The 17,461-nt window shown below is 36.1% G+C and carries 16 protein-coding genes; 14 read left to right on the plus strand and 2 right to left on the minus strand.

All coding sequences use genetic code 11. The features are described from left to right. Positions 1–253: 253 nt before the first annotated feature. The 12 genes from nusB (at position 254) to spo0A (ending at position 13,036) form a co-directional block, all read left to right on the plus strand. A complete protein-coding gene (gene nusB / locus GHT08_RS17445) occupies positions 254–634 on the plus strand; it encodes a transcription antitermination factor NusB (protein ID WP_026287250.1) in 381 nt (126 codons plus the stop codon). Between the two features lie 12 nt (positions 635–646). After that, positions 647–1,504 carry a bifunctional methylenetetrahydrofolate dehydrogenase/methenyltetrahydrofolate cyclohydrolase FolD gene (folD, locus tag GHT08_RS17450; RefSeq protein ID WP_163582708.1) on the plus strand — a complete coding sequence of 286 codons (858 nt, stop codon included), beginning with the start codon at positions 647–649 and terminating at the stop codon, positions 1,502–1,504. A 200-nt stretch (positions 1,505–1,704) separates the two neighbouring features. Beyond that, positions 1,705–3,054, plus strand: coding sequence for an exodeoxyribonuclease VII large subunit (gene xseA, locus GHT08_RS17455; RefSeq protein ID WP_163582709.1), 1,350 nt, complete (start codon positions 1,705–1,707; stop codon positions 3,052–3,054). Next, entirely contained in the window at positions 3,051–3,287 is a 237-nt protein-coding gene (xseB, locus tag GHT08_RS17460; protein ID WP_163582710.1) for an exodeoxyribonuclease VII small subunit, read from the plus strand. Before xseA ends, xseB begins: the two co-directional genes overlap by 4 nt. Next, positions 3,288–4,172 carry a polyprenyl synthetase family protein gene (locus GHT08_RS17465; protein ID WP_163582711.1) on the plus strand — a complete coding sequence of 295 codons (885 nt, stop codon included), beginning with the start codon at positions 3,288–3,290 and terminating at the stop codon, positions 4,170–4,172. A gap of 697 nt (positions 4,173–4,869) precedes the next feature. After that, a complete protein-coding gene (locus GHT08_RS17470; protein ID WP_018931660.1) occupies positions 4,870–5,448 on the plus strand; it encodes a hypothetical protein in 579 nt (192 codons plus the stop codon). A gap of 35 nt (positions 5,449–5,483) precedes the next feature. Beyond that, entirely contained in the window at positions 5,484–7,382 is a 1,899-nt protein-coding gene (gene dxs, locus GHT08_RS17475) for a 1-deoxy-D-xylulose-5-phosphate synthase (protein WP_163582712.1), read from the plus strand. Between the two features lie 6 nt (positions 7,383–7,388). Beyond that, positions 7,389–8,210 carry a TlyA family RNA methyltransferase gene (locus tag GHT08_RS17480; RefSeq protein ID WP_163582713.1) on the plus strand — a complete coding sequence of 274 codons (822 nt, stop codon included), beginning with the start codon at positions 7,389–7,391 and terminating at the stop codon, positions 8,208–8,210. Between the two features lie 159 nt (positions 8,211–8,369). Next, positions 8,370–8,819 (plus strand): transcriptional regulator AhrC/ArgR, encoded by a 450-nt coding sequence (gene ahrC, locus GHT08_RS17485; RefSeq protein WP_163582714.1) that lies wholly within the window; start codon positions 8,370–8,372, stop codon positions 8,817–8,819. Positions 8,820–8,831: 12 nt separating this feature from the next. Then, positions 8,832–10,547 (plus strand): DNA repair protein RecN, encoded by a 1,716-nt coding sequence (gene recN / locus GHT08_RS17490; RefSeq protein ID WP_163582715.1) that lies wholly within the window; start codon positions 8,832–8,834, stop codon positions 10,545–10,547. A gap of 139 nt (positions 10,548–10,686) precedes the next feature. Further along, on the plus strand, positions 10,687–11,973 hold the full coding sequence (spoIVB, locus tag GHT08_RS17495; protein WP_163582716.1) for a SpoIVB peptidase: 1,287 nt from the start codon (positions 10,687–10,689) through the stop codon (positions 11,971–11,973). A gap of 277 nt (positions 11,974–12,250) precedes the next feature. Next, a complete protein-coding gene (gene spo0A / locus GHT08_RS17500) occupies positions 12,251–13,036 on the plus strand; it encodes a sporulation transcription factor Spo0A (RefSeq protein ID WP_018931654.1) in 786 nt (261 codons plus the stop codon). Positions 13,037–13,427: 391 nt separating this feature from the next. Here spo0A and GHT08_RS17505 read toward each other — a convergent pair whose 3' ends face one another. After that, a complete protein-coding gene (locus GHT08_RS17505) occupies positions 13,428–14,540 on the minus strand; it encodes a mechanosensitive ion channel family protein (RefSeq protein WP_163582717.1) in 1,113 nt (370 codons plus the stop codon). 126 nt (positions 14,541–14,666) lie between these two features. Here GHT08_RS17505 and safA point away from each other — a divergent pair, with 126 nt between their 5' ends. Together safA and GHT08_RS17515 are read left to right on the plus strand one after the other, a co-directional pair. Beyond that, positions 14,667–15,266 (plus strand): SafA/ExsA family spore coat assembly protein, encoded by a 600-nt coding sequence (safA, locus tag GHT08_RS17510; protein WP_163582718.1) that lies wholly within the window; start codon positions 14,667–14,669, stop codon positions 15,264–15,266. A 197-nt stretch (positions 15,267–15,463) separates the two neighbouring features. Then, a complete protein-coding gene (locus GHT08_RS17515; RefSeq protein WP_163582719.1) occupies positions 15,464–16,810 on the plus strand; it encodes an aspartate kinase in 1,347 nt (448 codons plus the stop codon). A gap of 190 nt (positions 16,811–17,000) precedes the next feature. Here the strand turns inward: GHT08_RS17515 and GHT08_RS17520 are convergent, their stop codons facing one another. Continuing rightward, complete coding sequence (locus tag GHT08_RS17520) at positions 17,001–17,267, minus strand: DUF2627 domain-containing protein (protein WP_193568320.1); 267 nt, start codon at positions 17,265–17,267, stop codon at positions 17,001–17,003. Between the last annotated feature and the right edge of the window lie 194 nt (positions 17,268–17,461).

The following is a 17,461-nucleotide window of genomic DNA, read 5'->3' on the forward strand; positions in this document are numbered from 1 at the left end:
GGAAAGGGAGTATTTTTCCGCAGCGACGAATCAGCAATTAACTTCAAAAGAATGGAAGAAAGCTATACTAAAGAGAATATTCACTAGTTCGCAGTCGTTATCTAGTATTGAATAAGAACTGGGGTAATGCTTGGTTTTTCTTAGTATCTTTATTTTCTGTCGAGGAAAGATAAGATTTAATGGCATTCAGATTGATAACATGATATCATTTGAAAGTGAAGAATATGACCGTGATAAGGAGAAGAATAAGTACATGAAACGAAGAACTGCGCGTGAGAAAGCATTACAAATTTTATTTTCATTGGATACTGAGGAATATGATTTGGCAACTACTATAGAACACACATTAGATGAGAACGAACACGACCCGTTTATATTAAATATGGTGCGCGGAGTTGCTGAAAACAAACAAGAGATTGACGAAAGAATCAAAGGTCATTTAGAGAAGTGGTCATTGGAAAGAGTAGCCCTAGTGGAAAGAACACTACTTCGTATGGCTGTATATGAATTATTTTATTTAAAAGATGCACCCGAAAGTGTGGTAATCAACGAAGCGATAGAGATTGCACATGTTTTCGGTGATGATAAATCAGGAAAGTTTATCAATGGTGTATTGTCAAAAATGATAAAATAAGGGGGAGCTATTGTGGCAGCAGAAGTTATTTATGGCAGTGAGTTAGCACAATCTTTAAGAGATGAAATGAAGGATGAAGTAACAGGCCTTCGTGACAAAGGGATTATTCCAGGATTAACCGTAGTTTTAATAGGTGATGATCCGGCTTCGAAATCATACGTAAGAGGTAAACAAAAAGCATCAGATTACGTCGGAGTTGATTCAGAATTAATGGAGTTACCGAAATCAACTACACAAGAAGAATTATTATCTCTCATTGATACATTAAATAAAAAAGATTCGGTCCATGGAATCTTAGTGCAGTTACCACTACCTGCACACATAGATGAGGAAGTCATCATTGAAGCGATTTCGCCTGAGAAGGATGTAGACGGTTTTCATCCCATAAGTATTGGTCGTATGATGACTGGAAAAGATACATTCTATCCTTGTACACCTTATGGTATTATTCAAATGATGAAATCAAAAAATATTTCGTTAGAAGGAAAGCATGCGGTTGTCATTGGAAGAAGCAATATTGTAGGAAAGCCAGTAGGACAATTGCTTTTAAGTGAAAATGCAACAGTTACCTATTGTCATTCCCGGACGAAAAATATGGAACAATACATAGGGTCTGCCGATATATTGATAGTGGCAGTGGGAAAAGCTCATTTTATCAATGGAGATCATATAAAAGAAGGTGCTATCGTGATCGATGTAGGTGTTAACAGAATTGAAGATGGATCACTTACAGGAGATGTTGACTTTGATTCTGCCAAAGAAAAAGCTAGTTATATAACACCAGTTCCAAAAGGTGTTGGTCCAATGACGATAACAATGTTAATGCATAATACAATTAAATCCGCTAAAAAAGCGAACGGATTATTATAAGTGTTTATTTAAAAAGTTGCCAAGAAAAAACCCATCAAATAAAAAATGTGTGCTTATCAGATGGTGGTGACTTTTTGAACAACCTCTTTAAGAATTAACTTGTGAAACAGCTTCAGTTATTTTAATATGGAAATAAAAGGTCATTCTTATCATTAGAATGACCTTTTATTGCAAAAGAATTCATTAAAAGGGATGATGTTGTGGAAGAAAAATATTTATCCGTGACTGCGTTAACAAAGTATATAAAAAAGAAATTTGACGTTGACAGACATCTTAATCATGTTTGGTTAAGGGGTGAGATATCGAATTTTAAGCATCATTCTAGAGGTCATATGTATATGACTATTAAAGATGATCATACAAGTATTCGTGCTGTCATGTTTCATAGACAAAATCAAGATCTTTCATTTCGACCAGAGGATGGAATGAAGGTTTTAATTACCGGCTATGTGAGTGTCTTTGAATCACAAGGCCAATATCAGTTATATATACAGGAATTACAACCCGATGGAATTGGTGCCCTTCATTTAGCTTTTGAACAATTAAAAGAAAAACTTTTAAAAGAAGGTCTATTTGATCCCATACATAAAAAGGCTTTACCAAAATATCCTCAGCATATTGCGGTATTGACTTCACCAACAGGAGCAGCTATCCGTGATATCTTAACAACAATGGAAAGACGCTATCCGCTTGCCAACATTTTAATTATTCCAGTATTAGTGCAAGGAAAACAGTCGGCAACCTCTATCGTGAATGGGATCAAAAAAGCAAATCAGATCGATGAACTTGATTTAATTATAGTGGGTAGAGGTGGAGGTTCTTTAGAAGAATTATGGTCTTTTAATGAAGAAGAAGTTGCCAGAGCAATCTTTCAATCTGAACTTCCGGTAATATCTGCTGTTGGTCACGAAACAGATGTAACTATAAGTGATATGGTGGCAGATTTACGTGCGCCGACTCCTACTGCAGCTGCTGAAATGGCTGTACCATCGCAATTAGAATTAATAGACAAGCTTAAGAAGATACGTCAGTTTTTGGAGAACAATACTCGAAATAAAATCGAGCGTTCCAGTGAAAAGTTGGTTTCGATTGAAAGTTCATACGTGTTCAAGTATCCTAGAAGATTAGTAGAAGAAAAAGAACAAAGGCTTGACAGGGCAGTGGATCAGTTGACGAAACAATTACATCGTACCCTTCAATCAAAAAATGATTATTTTAAATATTTGGATCAACGTTATCAGCGTCTCCATATCGATAAGCAGCTGGAAAAACAAAATGAACAGGTACAACATTTGTTAAAACGTTTATATCGAGCTAGCAATCAACAGATGGATCAAAAGAAAAATCTTTTTAGTAAGCATTTAGCACAATTAGATCTGTTAAATCCTACTCGCATTATGAGTAGAGGTTATTCGATTACATACTCTGAGGAAAATGATATTATTCGCAGTGTTGAACAGGTGGAAAAGGATCAATCATTATCCATCCAATTGTCAGACGGTATTGTAAAATGTCTAGCACAAGAAATCAGAAAGGGAGAGAATACATGAGTGAAACAAAGAAGGAATTATCATTTGAAGAAGCATTAGCGCAATTAGAATCGATTGTCAACAAGATGGAGGAAGGGGAAGTTCCGTTAGAAAAAGCAATGGAATATTATGCAGAAGGTTCCAGACTATCGAAAATATGCCATGATAAGTTAGTAAATGCCGAGAAACAAATGAAAGAAATATTACGTGAAGATAACGAACGTTCTAGCTTCGAAATCCAGGAGGAAAATTAAGTGGATCAATCATTGCAAAATTTGTTAGATAAAGAACAACAACAATTAAATAATGCTTTAACTTCTTATATTACAACACTCGATATACCTGATCGATTAAGAGAATCTGTTCTATATTCTATTGAAGCGGGAGGAAAAAGGTTACGTCCGCTTTTGATGAAACTAACTTGTACAGGGCTAGGTGGAGATCCGGAGAAGGTATATCCTGCTGCAGTAGCATTAGAAATGATTCACACGTATTCCTTGATTCATGATGATCTCCCTGCGATGGATGATGATACGTATCGCAGGGGACAACTTACTAATCATAAAAAGTTTGACGAAGCGACCGCTATATTAGCAGGAGATGGCTTGCTCACGAATAGTTTTCATGTCATTACAGCTTCAAATTTATATACCGATCAAGAAAAAGTTAGCATCATTACCAAATTATCGAAAGCAAGCGGTTTAGAAGGAATGGTAGCAGGGCAATATTTGGATATGGAAGCAGAAAATCAGACGATATCGATTTCGAATTTAGAAAGAATCCATCATTTAAAAACTGGAAGGCTTATTGCATTCGCAGTAGAAATTGGTGGATTCTTAGCAGGTGCCTCACTAGACAAAATGGAAACACTAAAGAAATTTGGTGATTACCTTGGTATCATATTTCAAATTCAAGATGATATTTTAGATATCGAAGGTGATCAGGAAATAATCGGTAAGCGCGTAGGCAGTGATGTTGATAATGAAAAAAGCACATATCCAAGCATACTTGGGTTAGAAGGAGCGAAACAATATAAAACGAAATATGTTAAAGAGGCAGTAAGATGCTTGCAAAAAGTCGGATTAGAAAATACTGATCTGGCTTTGATAAGTAGCTATTTAAGTGAGCGAAACCAGTAATAATATTGTGAAAAAACAAGAAACATGTTATATTTAAAGTAAGTCAATGGGATGGTGCAGTATTCTAGTCAATCCTCCGTTTCTGAAGGCGGGCCTAAAAATCCGCCAAAGGGCACATCGATGAAGTTCCTTGTGTCGGCTTGAGGCGCCCAGCCTTGGGTCGATGCTGGGAGTTAAGGTTGAAGGGCGATCCACAAAGGCATGTGGGCGACGACCCTTCTTCCGCGGAGGCCCATCTCTGTACTTTATTCTTAGCCAAGAATAAAGTATGGAATGGGGTATGAACCTATGTAATAAGGGTTGGGGAAATCCTTATTCGTAGCGTAGCCTGCCTTGAGTGGTGCGAAGGGGATTACAGGCAACAAAGTGTTCTTAACTGGATGGCCACTAGTTAAGGACATGTTTATCTGTATGAAATTCGTACTGCAAAAGAGGCTAGGAAACGGTTAAGGGTTGTTGAGGAAATCTCCTAGACTGTTCCATATGAGGACATTTAAAAGGAATTATAGTGCGGACTAAGTGGTAATCCAGTCTAGCGTTGGGTGACTGCGCTAAGATGGGTTTAAAGGGGAACCGCCAGAGTGGCAACACTCGGTACCTGTCTGGGAAAACCTACTGGACCTAAGCCGCAGTTTTTACCTTTTAAGTGACCATTCCATTCCTGCTACATAATGTAACCAGTTAATGGGGTTTTGATATGGATAAAAAACAATTACAAAAGTCGATAAAATTCAGTTTAAGCATTGCCGTTATCACGTTTGTGTTAGCGGCTATTTTTTCAATAGTGTCTTCTTCGATATTAAGTGGAGTAATGTCGATCATTGGCTTAGTGATCGTATTTATTATTGTATTTATCGGTGTGTTTTTTGATATGCTAGGGATAGCAGCAACTGCTGCAGATGAAGTTCCATTTCATGCAATGGCAGCAGAGAAGGTAAGCGGTTCCAAACAAGCAATCCAAATTGTCAGAAACGCTGATCGGTTTGCTAGCTTTTGTAATGATGTGATTGGAGACATTTCTGGTATAATAAGTGGGACAGCATCTGCAATTGTAGTATTGCAAATTTCGAACGGGTTTGGTTATGCGGAAGGTACCTCCTTTCATTTATCCATTAACGTCATTCTTACAAGCCTTGTAGCAGCTTTAACCGTCGGAGGAAAGGCGTTGGGTAAGTTCTTAGCCATTCACTCTTCAACCAACATTATTTTTATAGTTGGTAAAATAATTGCATTTTTAGAAGAAAAATTTAAAATAAAAGTATTGTCGAATAAATAAGGCGAATCTTGAATAATAGTAGGGAGGATTCCTTCATGGATCTAACCAGGATCAAAAATCCAACATTTCTTAAACAATTAAACACGGAAGAACTAGAGCTCTTAGCTGGTGAAATACGTCAGTTTCTGATTGAAAAATTATCGGTAACGGGCGGTCACTTAGGAGCTAATTTAGGTGTAGTAGAACTAACGCTTGCATTACACAAACAATTTAATAGTCCTGAAGATAAATTAATCTTTGACGTCGGGCATCAATCTTATATTCATAAAATGCTGACAGGACGTACAGAGCAATTTGATACCCTGAGACAGTATAAAGGACTTTGCGGTTTTCCTAAAATGACGGAAAGTGAACATGATGTTTGGGAAACAGGACACAGCTCAACATCTCTGTCTGCAGCCATGGGGATGGCGATTGCTCGAGATATGAAACAAGCTAATAATTATGTAGTTCCCATTATTGGCGATGGTGCTTTAACAGGTGGTATGGCATTGGAAGCACTAAATCATATAGGTCACGAAAAGAAAAATATCACGGTTATACTCAATGATAATGAAATGTCCATCGCAGGCAATGTTGGCGCATTACATAATGCGTTGGGAAGAATGAGAAGTGCCGGTAAATATAATCGTGTTAAAGATGAGTTAGAAATCCTGCTAAAGAGAATTCCGGCAGTCGGTGGCATGATTGCTCAAACAGCGGAACGAGTGAAGGATAGTATGAAATATTTTATGGTTCCGGGTATGTTGTTTGAGGAATTTGGTTTTACCTATTTTGGCCCCGTGGACGGCCATGATTTTAAGGATTTAGAAGAAAATATTGCATATGCCAAGAAAACACAAGGCCCTGTACTTGTTCATGTGATCACGCAAAAAGGAAAAGGCTATTACCCTGCTGAATCTGATAAGAAAGATAAATGGCATGGGGTAGGTCCTTATAAAATCGATTCAGGTGAAAAAATTAAGCCTGCTAATTCAGCGCCGGCTTGGAGTCAAGTTGTAAGTGATACATTAGAAAATATTGCTGGAAAAGATGAACGTCTTGCTGTAATCACACCAGCTATGATACTTGGATCTAAACTGGATAAATTCCAGGAAAAATATCCAGATCGTTTATTTGACGTGGGAATTGCTGAACAACATGCCACCACATTATCTGCTGGTCTGGCAACACAAGGTATGAAACCTTTTCTTGCGATTTATTCCACATTTTTACAAAGAGCATATGATCAATTAGTTCATGATGTTTGTCGGCAAAACTTGAACGTTGCTTTCGGTATTGATCGTGCGGGACTAGTAGGAGCTGATGGTGAAACACATCAAGGAGTTTTTGATATTGCTTTCTTGCGCCATTTACCTAACATGGTCATTATGATGCCGAAAGATGAAAATGAGTGCCAGCATATGGTGAACACTGCTATTTCTTATAATGAAGGACCAATTGCTGTACGGTTCCCAAGAGGAAATGGATTAGGTGTAGAAATGGATCAAGAGTTAAAAACATTGCCGATTGGTAAATGGGAAGTATTAAAACAAGGAACCGATGCGGTTATTTTAACATTTGGTACTACCATTGCTATGTCTCTTGCTGCGAGTGAATTTCTGCAAAAGCAAGGTGTTCAAGTTGAAGTCATTAATGCAAGGTTCATTAAGCCGTTGGATGAACAAATATTGCATGACAGAATGCGTAAAAATATACCGATTTTAACTGTGGAAGAAGCAGTACTTAAAGGTGGTTTTGGTTCTGCGATACTTGAATTTGCAGAAGAAAATAATTATCATCCGCAAATCAAAAGAATGGGGATCCCTGATCGATATATTGAGCACGGTAGTGTCAAAGATTTACTGGAGGAAATCGACTTAACAAAAGAACAAATAGTTGTCGAACTAAAAAAATTATTAGCCGTAAGTAATGATAAGCAAAAAAGGGCATGATGAATAATGAGTAAAAAAATTAGATTAGATCAATTAATAGTTGATCGCGGCCTAAGTGAATCCAGGGAGAAGGCAAAAAGAACGATCATGGCTGGCCTTGTCTTTTCTGAAGGGCAACGTATGGACAAACCTGGTACAAAGGTGAAAGATGATATCCCGATTGATATAAAAGGTAAGGCAATACCATATGTTGGACGTGGTGGATTAAAACTAGAAAAAGCGATTGAATATTTTTCGTTAAATTTAAACGATAAAGTAATGGTTGACGTAGGTTCATCTACTGGCGGATTTACAGATTGTGCATTACAAAACGGAGTTAGGTTGAGCTATGCAATTGATGTGGGCTACAATCAATTAGATTGGAAATTGCGAAATGATCCAAGAGTAGTTGTTATGGAAAGAACCAACTTTCGATACGTAACACCAGAAATGCTAACGAAGGAGCTACCTAATTTTGCTACTGTAGATGTTTCTTTCATATCACTTCGCTTAATTTTGCCACCGCTCTTTCGTTTGTTATCAGTAGACAGTCAAGCGGTAATCTTAATCAAGCCACAATTTGAAGCTGGAAAAGAACAAGTTGGTAAGAAAGGGATTGTGAGAGATCCGTCGATCCATCTACAAGTATTACAAGATACATTGACTTTTGCCAAAGAAATAGGGTTTCAAATTCTGGATGTAACATTTTCTCCAATAACTGGAGGCGAGGGCAACATCGAATATCTAGGCTTACTGGGGAAATCCAGAGACGAAACTAGCAAGGAAACGGACTTCTTGACCTTAACGGAAAAAATAGTAGCAGAATCACACCAGGCATTAGATCATTAAATCCGATTGGACTACCTGTTAAGTAGTCCATTTTATCACGGTGCTAAACGTCTGTAATTCCCGCTTTAAGCTTCAAGGGTAAGTTTAAGGATAACAGACGCTAACTCCCTGATAAGTTTCGCTCACTTTATATGAACAAGTAAACCGGGAGGAAGAACCATGAACAAAGCTCAACGACATATTAAAATTCGTGAGATCATTACCGAAAATGAAATTGAAACACAAGATGATTTAGTTGAGGAACTTAGAAGTCAAGGCTATGGTATTACTCAAGCAACCATTTCACGAGATATTAAAGAATTGCACTTGGTGAAGGTACCTACTACAGATGGTAGGTATAAATATAGTTTACCGGCTGATCAAAAATTTAATCCTTTAAACAAATTAAAGAGATTTATTATGGATGCATTTATTAGTATAGATACAGCTACACATTTCATAATCATGAAAACATTGCCAGGGAATGCACAGGCAATGGGAGCATTAATTGATAATCTGGGTTGGGAAGAAATTGTCGGCTGTATTTGTGGTGATGATACGATTCTGATTATATGTAAGACAACAGAAGAAGCAGAAGCACTTAAGGAAAAGTTTTTAGATATGTTATAAGGTGGTGAGCATATGTTAGCCGAATTATCCATTAAAAATTTTGCTATTATTGATGAACTTCATATTCCATTCCAAAAAGGTCTAACGGTATTAACGGGAGAAACAGGTGCAGGGAAGTCGATTATTATCGATGCGGTAGGTTTGTTGATTGGTGGAAGGGGATCGGTTGAATATGTTCGTCACGGTGAAAAGAAGGCAGAATTAGAAGGTTTATTTATCATTGATGATACTAAGCACCCTGTTTATCAGAAGGCAAAGGAATTAGGAATAGATATAATGGAAGATCATATGCTAGTTCTTCACCGGACTATTTCCCATTCAGGTAAGAGTATTTGTCGCATTAATGGTAAACTGACAACTTTAGCCATATTAAAAGAAATTGGACAAATCGTCTTAGATATACATAGCCAACACGAAACACAAGCATTACTGAATCAGGATAAACATATCGAGTTATTGGATTATTTTTATCAGTCGAATCATTCCCGCTTTAAGAACGACTATCAAAAGTTATATCAGCATTGGAAAGAACTAAAGTATAAATACGAAGCCAATAATAAAAATGAACAAGAGTTGGCTCAACGAATTGATTTATTAGAATTTCAATTAAATGAAATTCAAAATGCTGATCTACAACCAAATGAAGACATAGTTCTTACCGATGAACGCAATAAATTACATCATTTCGAAACGATCCATAAAAATTTAAACGATGCTTATAATGCATTACATGGTGAACAAAAAGGGTTGGACTGGTTGTCACATGCTGCTAATAACCTTGAAGAAGCCGGTGAACATAATAAAGACATTCAAAAATTGCAACAACAATATGTAGACCATTACTACTTGATTGAAGAAATATCTTATCAAATCAGACAACACCTTGAGAATATGGATTATGAACCAGGCAGGTTAGAATTAATTGAATCAAGGTTGTATGAAATCGATCAATTGAAAAGAAAATATGGTCAAAGTGTAGAAGAAATTATGACATATAGTGCCAAAATTGAGGAAGAATTAGATGAAATAAAAAATCGTGATCAGCATCTTGCCAATTTATCCGAAATGGTACAAGAAGCGGCAAATGATTTATTATTAGAAGCTAAAGAGTTGCATAACATTAGGAAGAAAGCTGCTAAACAACTGGAAAAAGCGGTTTTAATGGAACTAAAGGACCTCTATTTAGAGAAAACCAATTTCCAAGTGGACGTATTCATTCCTTCCAAAGAAAAAGGTATTCCTTTTGAAGGGAAAAATGTTTCACCGCACGAAGATGGAATTGACCAAGTAAGGTTTTTAATTTCAACGAATCCTGGAGAACCTGTTAAAGAATTGGATCGAATTGCTTCGGGTGGAGAAATGTCAAGAATCATGCTAGCACTCAAAAATATTTTTTCGAAGCACCAAGGAATTACAAGTGTCATTTTTGATGAAGTCGATACTGGAGTTAGTGGACGTGTTGCACAGGCAATGGCTGACAAGATTTATAATATATCAGTCGGATCACAAGTTCTTTGTATTACGCACCTGCCACAAGTTGCTTCCATAGCTGATACGCATTTAAAAATTGAAAAAGTTGTAAAGCAAAATCGAACACATACAACTATCCAAGAATTATCGTTTGATCAAAGAATTGATGAAATTGGCAAGATGATTACTGGTGCTGAATTAACAGAAACATCCAGAACACATGCAAAAGAATTAATTGAAATGAATCATAAAAGATAATAGTATCCCGGCAAAACATTTCTACAAGTGGAAAAGTTCACCCGATTTTGTTATGTTTAACGGGTTTAAAAAGCCCTCCTTAAGGTCAAATTAATGATACAGATCAAAAACAGTCTGTACTTACAAGGAGGGCGATGTTGTGAAAAATGATTATATAAGAAAAAGTATAGGATTAATACTCCTTGTCATATTATTTGTACTTCCATGGTATTCACCATTTCAAATATACCTTTCCATCCCAAACCAAATTAAGACCTTTTCTCAGTCAGAACCTGTTTCATTACCAATATTAGGTGATGATGTCTCGGTATCCGCGATGAATAGTGATTCCGTTCATTATGCTACAGATTTGATGAAGTATTCACTTGAGGAAAGTGGAAGTGATGAAGTCACCTACACGGTAGGTCAATTTCCAGTAAAAAAAGTAAATGTCGATGTGTATGATGATTTTCGTATTATTCCTGGTGGCCAATCGATAGGAATCAATCTACAAACCGAGGGAGTTTTAGTTGTTGGTCACCATTTAGTTACAACTGATGACGGAACATCATCCCCAGGAGAGGAAGCAAATATTCAAGTCGGTGATAGCATCATATCGATCAATGATAAATCCATTTCAAATATGGAGGAAGTAGCACCGATCGTAAAGGAAGCTGGAGAAAACAATAAAGCATTAGATGTTGAGATTAAACGCGGACAGCAGACAATTGAAACTGATTTAAAACCTCAATATGACATTAAAGAAGAAGATTATCGTATTGGTTTATATATTCGTGATTCAGCTGCTGGAATTGGCACGATGACTTTTTATGATCCAGAAACAGAAAAATACGGTGCTTTAGGCCATATTATTTCTGACATGGACACACGAAAACCAGTAGAAATCAATGATGGATCCATTGTCCGCTCGGAAATAACTGACATAAAAAAAGGGGAAAATGGGGTTCCAGGCGAAAAGAAAGCAGACTTTAAATTTAATGATGTTCAATTAGGAAATATAACCAAAAATTCACCTTTCGGTATTTTTGGTACATTAAAAGAACCACCTAAAGAAGGCAAATGGTCAAAACCAATGCCAATCGCATTACCAAATGAAGTAGAGGAAGGACCTGCCCAGATATTAACTGTAATTAACGGGGAAAAAGTGGAAGCATTTGATGTAGAGATTGTCAACAGTGTAGAGCAATCAGCGCCTGCGACCAAAGGGCTCATTTTAGAAATAACGGATCAGCGTTTATTAGATGCAACTGGTGGGATTGTCCAAGGAATGAGTGGTAGTCCAATTATTCAAAATGATAAAGTGGTTGGTGCTGTTACACATGTTTTTGTCAATGATCCAACTAGTGGGTATGGCGTACACATTGAATGGATGTTGAATGAAGCAGGAATAGATATTTACCAACAAGAAGAGAAAAAGGCAAGCTAATTTTATAGTCCTCCCGTTTTCAAGACTTCAGAATAACTTGAAAAGCCCGTTTCATTTAATTATGGAAACGGGTTTACTTTTTTGAATGGGAATTATTTTTATAAAAGTATTGATGAGTTGGAATAATTTTGCTATGCTAAAATAAAGATTTTTCGACAAACCCGATAATTAAAAGAAAAATATTTTTTTTAAGAAGATAAGAAGGATTTTTCTTCCTTTTGTCGAATTTATTAGGTGGGATCAAAATTGTAGCATAGAATTGAAGGAGGAACTTTTTGTGGAAAAGACAAAGGTTATGTTAGTTGATGACAATCAAGAGCTTGTAGAATTAATGGATGAATACTTACTAGATCAGGATGATATCGAAGTAGTAGGTAAGGCATATAATGGTAAGGAATGTCTGGATAATCTAGAAGAACTAAATCCTGATGTTGTCGTGTTAGATATTATTATGCCCCATATAGATGGCTTAGCAGTTCTTTCTAAACTAAAACAAAATAATAACACTAAACACATTAATGTTATTATGCTTACTGCATTTGGTCAGGAAGAAGTAACGAAAAAAGCTGTTGGTTTAGGTGCATCCTATTTTATCTTGAAACCATTCGATTTGGAGCATCTTGCAGAGCAAATAAGACAAGTTCATGGTATTCAAACTGCGGTACATAATGAGCAGAGATCTTCTGCTAACAGCAGTCAGAACAAAAAGTTCGATCTAGAAGCAAATATTACACACATTATTCACGAAATAGGTGTACCTGCGCATATTAAAGGATATATGTATTTACGTGAAGCAATTACGATGGTTTACAATGATATTGAATTATTAGGTTCGATAACGAAAGTGTTATATCCAGACATTGCATCCAAATTCAATACTACTGCTTCACGCGTGGAAAGGGCTATTCGCCATGCGATTGAAGTAGCATGGAGCAGAGGTAACATGGAATCCATTTCTTCATTATTCGGATATACGGTAAGTGTCTCTAAAGCAAAGCCGACCAATTCTGAATTCATTGCGATGGTTGCAGATCGATTGAGATTAGAACATCGCGCAAGCTAATTTAACGAATAAACACTTTGTCACAAATTCAGAGTGACAATCCTTCACATGAAATTCAAAAAAGTGCTATTAAATAGATAACTAAATAAAGTACCACCCGTTTCCATGTTAGGAACGGGTGGTACTTTATTTTAAAGATATAATTATGATCGACTCGGCTACAGCTAACTTTGCAAAGGAAACTCTTCAGCTCTCGTGAGTCCCACAAGAGTCTCCGTATTCTGCCTCCGCTAAGGGAACCGAACTATCTTTTGGCCATAAAGGTTCATTCCCAAGGATTCAATCTTTCAACAATCAAAACACAACGCAAAGCGAAGTATCTTGCTCAGTAAATCAGTCAGAATGGAGGAAAGCCTCACTCCATATATTTTTACAATTTCGCGGTTTGTATCTAGTTAGCATCTCGATCGGTGTTCTTACGGAAACTCTTCATGAATTCGTGGCTTTCCTGATCTAAATAAAGCGAACGGGAAGGAAAAGCGACTGAAACATTTTGCTCTTCTAATATTTCCATAATTTTAAAATTTACTTCCTCTTTTATTTTTAAGTATTCTTCCCAAACAATTGTGTTTGTAAAGAAATAAAGCATAATATCTAAGCTGCTATCATTGTACTCGGAAAAACGTACAAAAATGGTTTCTGGATGAATATCTTCATTATTTTCTAAATAGGCTCTAATTTGCTTGATCACTTCTTCGAGCTGTTCTTTAGTTGTACCGTATTCTACACCTAAATTAAAGAAAATTCGTCTTTTTCCCATTTGACTCCAGTTCGTTATCGGTTCATTTGATAACGTAGCGTTTGGGATTGTAATCACAGAATCAGCAAAGGTACGAATGATCGTACTGCGAAAGCTTATATCTTCAACAACCCCTTCAATACTTGGTGACTGAATCCAATCACCAATAGAAAACGGTTTTTCTGTAATAATTACAACGCCACCAAATAAATTTTTGATTACTTCTTGTGCAGCTAATGCAAAGGCAAGACCACCTAGACCAAGCCCGGCAACAAAACCACTTACCTCGTAGTCAAATTCCTGAGCAATAATACTGAAGCTAATGGCAATGATGATTACACGAACAGCTTTTGATAGAAAAGGTATTAAAATTTGATCAATTTCAAAATTAAAACTCTCATTTATCTTCATAAAGAGTAGTGAAGAACTAGAGGATAAATTGTACAAGCCCCAAGTTATCACGATAATAAAACTTACACTAATGATCTGACCAAATAACTCATTTTCTTGATTTATATAAGGAAAATAACCGATCGCAATATACACACCGATAATCATGATTAACATACGTAATGGTTTTTCAAATGCTGTTAAAACATAATTGAGAAAGTCGCTTTTTCCTTTTTTAGCCAACTTTAACAATAAGTAAAAGATATATTTAATAAAAAGTTTTCTTAGGATAAATGCAATTAATACGATTCCTATACTTATGGCGATGTTAACATAATCATCATAAGTAATGCTTTCCCAAAATCTCCAATTCAAGTCTAACCCTCCACCCTTTTCAACCTATTGATACTTTATCATGATCCCTTTGTTATTTCCAATTATTTAAGCGAATATTAACAGCAGTATGGGGGAATATAGAAAAAAATTGAAGGAGCTGTAGGTATGAAAAAATTATTGGTGATAATGTTTTCTTTATGTATGATTCTGTTCCCGGTTCAATCAATCTTTGCCGCAACTCATATCGTCCAGCCTGGCGAAAGTCTTTGGAAAATTTCAAAAAAGCATCAAATTGGTTTATCAGAAATCATAGAAGCCAATCAACAAATTGAAAATCCTGATTTAATCTATCCTAACCAGAAAGTAACCATACCAACCAAGGATGAAATAAAATCGATTGAGCATCAAGTTATTCAATATACCAATCAAGAGAGAGAAAAATACGGATTATCGCCACTAAGGCCGGACTGGCAATTGTCACGGGTTGCCCGTTATAAATCACAGGATATGCAGCAAAATAATTATTTCAGTCATCAAAGTCCAACGTATGGATCTCCCTTTAATATGATGAGTGATTTTAATATTAACTATCGATCGGCTGCAGAAAATATCGCTCAAGGACAGGAAACCCCATATCAAGTCGTACAGGCTTGGATGAATTCAAGTGGCCATCGAGCGAATATTTTAAATGGTGAATATACACACATAGGAGTAGGATATGTAAGATCAGGAAATTATTGGACGCAAATGTTTATTGCAAAATAAGAAGACAAGCTTAATACTAATCTCTGTTTATATGATTTGATTTAAACCAAAATTTTAAGGTGTCATTCATCTTATTCACATAAGCGGTTAAATACTCCAATATTTTTGAGTTTAGACACTACTTTTGTTTAACAATTCTGATAAAAGTGTGATAATATTTTTATTGGCATAAAAATTATTATTGGAGAGGTTAAAACATGAAAGTAGCTAAATTTGGAGGAAGTTCAGTAGCTAATGCTGAGCAATTACAGAAAGTAGCAAATATTATTCAAGATGATAAAGAACGTAAAGTAATTGTTGTATCCGCACCTGGAAAAAGATTTTCTGATGACATCAAAGTAACGGACCTGCTTATTGAATTAGGTGAAGCATACTTCAACAAGCAAGATTACCAAGGAAAGTTACAAATTGTTTTAGATCGCTTTCACGAAATTACGAAAGAACTCAACATAACAGATAAAATTATCCAGGAGATAAGAGGTGGCGTAGAAGGAATAATTGCTTCTGATGATAGTGACGCACTAAAAATGGATGCGCTAAAAGCTACAGGGGAAGATTCATTAGCAAAAGTTTTAAGTGCTTATCTGCAATCTTTAGGACTTAAAGCAACATATTTAAACCCAGGAGAAGCTGGTATATTGGTAAGCGACAACCCTGGTAGTGCGCAAATTTTAGATGAGAGTTATAATCAGCTGTATAAATTAAGAGAACGAGATGAGATAGTAGTTATTCCAGGCTTCTTTGGTTACACAAAAGATGGTAAATTAATTACATTTTCCCGTGGTGGATCAGATATTACAGGTTCAATTGTAGCGGCAGGTGTAAAAGCTGATCTCTATGAGAACTTTACAGATGTGGATTCTGTTTATTGTGTAAATCCAACGATAGTCGAGAATCCAAAAGAAATCACTTCTTTAACATACAAAGAAATGCGAGAACTATCTTATGCAGGCTTTTCTGTTTTCCATGATGAGGCACTAATCCCTGCCTTTAAAGCAGATATTCCAGTTTGTATTAAAAATACGAACAATCCTCAAGGAATGGGGACGATTATAGTATCGAAAAAGGAACCGCAACCAAATCCTGTGGTAGGAATTGCTAGTGATACTGGATTTATTAGCATTTATGTAAGTAAATATTTAATGAATAGGGAATTAGGTTTTGGCCGAAAACTATTAACGATTTTAGAAGATGAAGATATCTCTTTCGAACATACTCCTTCTGGAATTGACGATCTTTCGGTCATAATCCGTGAATCAAGCCTTACAAAAGAAAAAGAAGAACGTGTAATTGCTCGAATTAAAGATGAGCTTGATCCAGATACTGTAAGTGTGGATCGAGACTTAGCTTTAATTATGGTTGTTGGCGAAGGAATGGATAGTACGGTAGGACTAGCTGATAAAGCCACACATGCCTTTACAAAAGCAAATGTTAACATTGAGATGATGAACCAAGGCTCTTCAGAGGTCTCTATGATGTTTGGGATAAAAGCTGATAAAGTAAATGAATCAGTTAAAGCATTGTATAACACTTTCTTTGAATAAGAAAAAACGGCAAACCTCTGCCGGTTCATTATTAAATGCTAATTAGATGTCGATTACTTTGATAGCAATGGTGAAATATTTGCACAGCTTGACTACCACTCCGGCTGTCCGCTTTTCCCCTTCATGGGTTATTATCCCGTAAGCGCACTAAAATATAGCATTGAAGTCTCTAAAAAAGTTAATTTTCCTTTTAACCATAAAAACAGGTATTCCTCATTGGGAATACCTGTTTTTTTTTTCCGCCTTTGATTAAATGTCGTTTGCGATCTCTGTGAAGGATAAATCCACCGATAAAATATAATCCTCCCGCGAAAAGTCCTAGTCCCACAATGAACTGAACAATAATGTGCATAAATATATCAGTAAGCTCACCGAAAAATGCATCTCTCATTAATTTAATACCATAAGTTGCTAATATAGCAGGTAAGGCTAATAGGAATAACGCTATAATTCTCACAATACTTCCTCCTACCACACGTTGTTAATACATGGATTATATGCAAGCCGTCCGTAAGCCAAAGCCACAGTATTTTCATATGTAATGTGGGAGATAATATAATGGACGATAAGTCTTGCTATCCATCAGCATAGTAACGCTGATAAATTCTCACTTTATTATAGCAAAAAACGACAATAAAAGAAATTATCTAT

Origin of the sequence: Gracilibacillus saliphilus (genome assembly GCF_010994085.1) — a bacterium.
Classification (GTDB): domain Bacteria; phylum Bacillota; class Bacilli; order Bacillales; family Amphibacillaceae; genus Gracilibacillus; species Gracilibacillus lacisalsi.

What these genes read in the sequence shown, in the direction of transcription:
- nusB (WP_026287250.1), top strand. Translation starts at nt 254, where the DNA reads ATGAAACGAAGAACTGCGCGTGAGAAAGCATTACAAATTTTATTTTCA.
- xseB (WP_163582710.1), top strand. Translation starts at nt 3,051, where the DNA reads ATGAGTGAAACAAAGAAGGAATTATCATTTGAAGAAGCATTAGCGCAA.
- GHT08_RS17470 (WP_018931660.1), top strand. Translation starts at nt 4,870, where the DNA reads ATGGATAAAAAACAATTACAAAAGTCGATAAAATTCAGTTTAAGCATT.
- dxs (WP_163582712.1), top strand. Translation starts at nt 5,484, where the DNA reads ATGGATCTAACCAGGATCAAAAATCCAACATTTCTTAAACAATTAAAC.
- GHT08_RS17480 (WP_163582713.1), top strand. Translation starts at nt 7,389, where the DNA reads ATGAGTAAAAAAATTAGATTAGATCAATTAATAGTTGATCGCGGCCTA.
- ahrC (WP_163582714.1), top strand. Translation starts at nt 8,370, where the DNA reads ATGAACAAAGCTCAACGACATATTAAAATTCGTGAGATCATTACCGAA.
- recN (WP_163582715.1), top strand. Translation starts at nt 8,832, where the DNA reads ATGTTAGCCGAATTATCCATTAAAAATTTTGCTATTATTGATGAACTT.
- safA (WP_163582718.1), top strand. Translation starts at nt 14,667, where the DNA reads ATGAAAAAATTATTGGTGATAATGTTTTCTTTATGTATGATTCTGTTC.
- GHT08_RS17515 (WP_163582719.1), top strand. Translation starts at nt 15,464, where the DNA reads ATGAAAGTAGCTAAATTTGGAGGAAGTTCAGTAGCTAATGCTGAGCAA.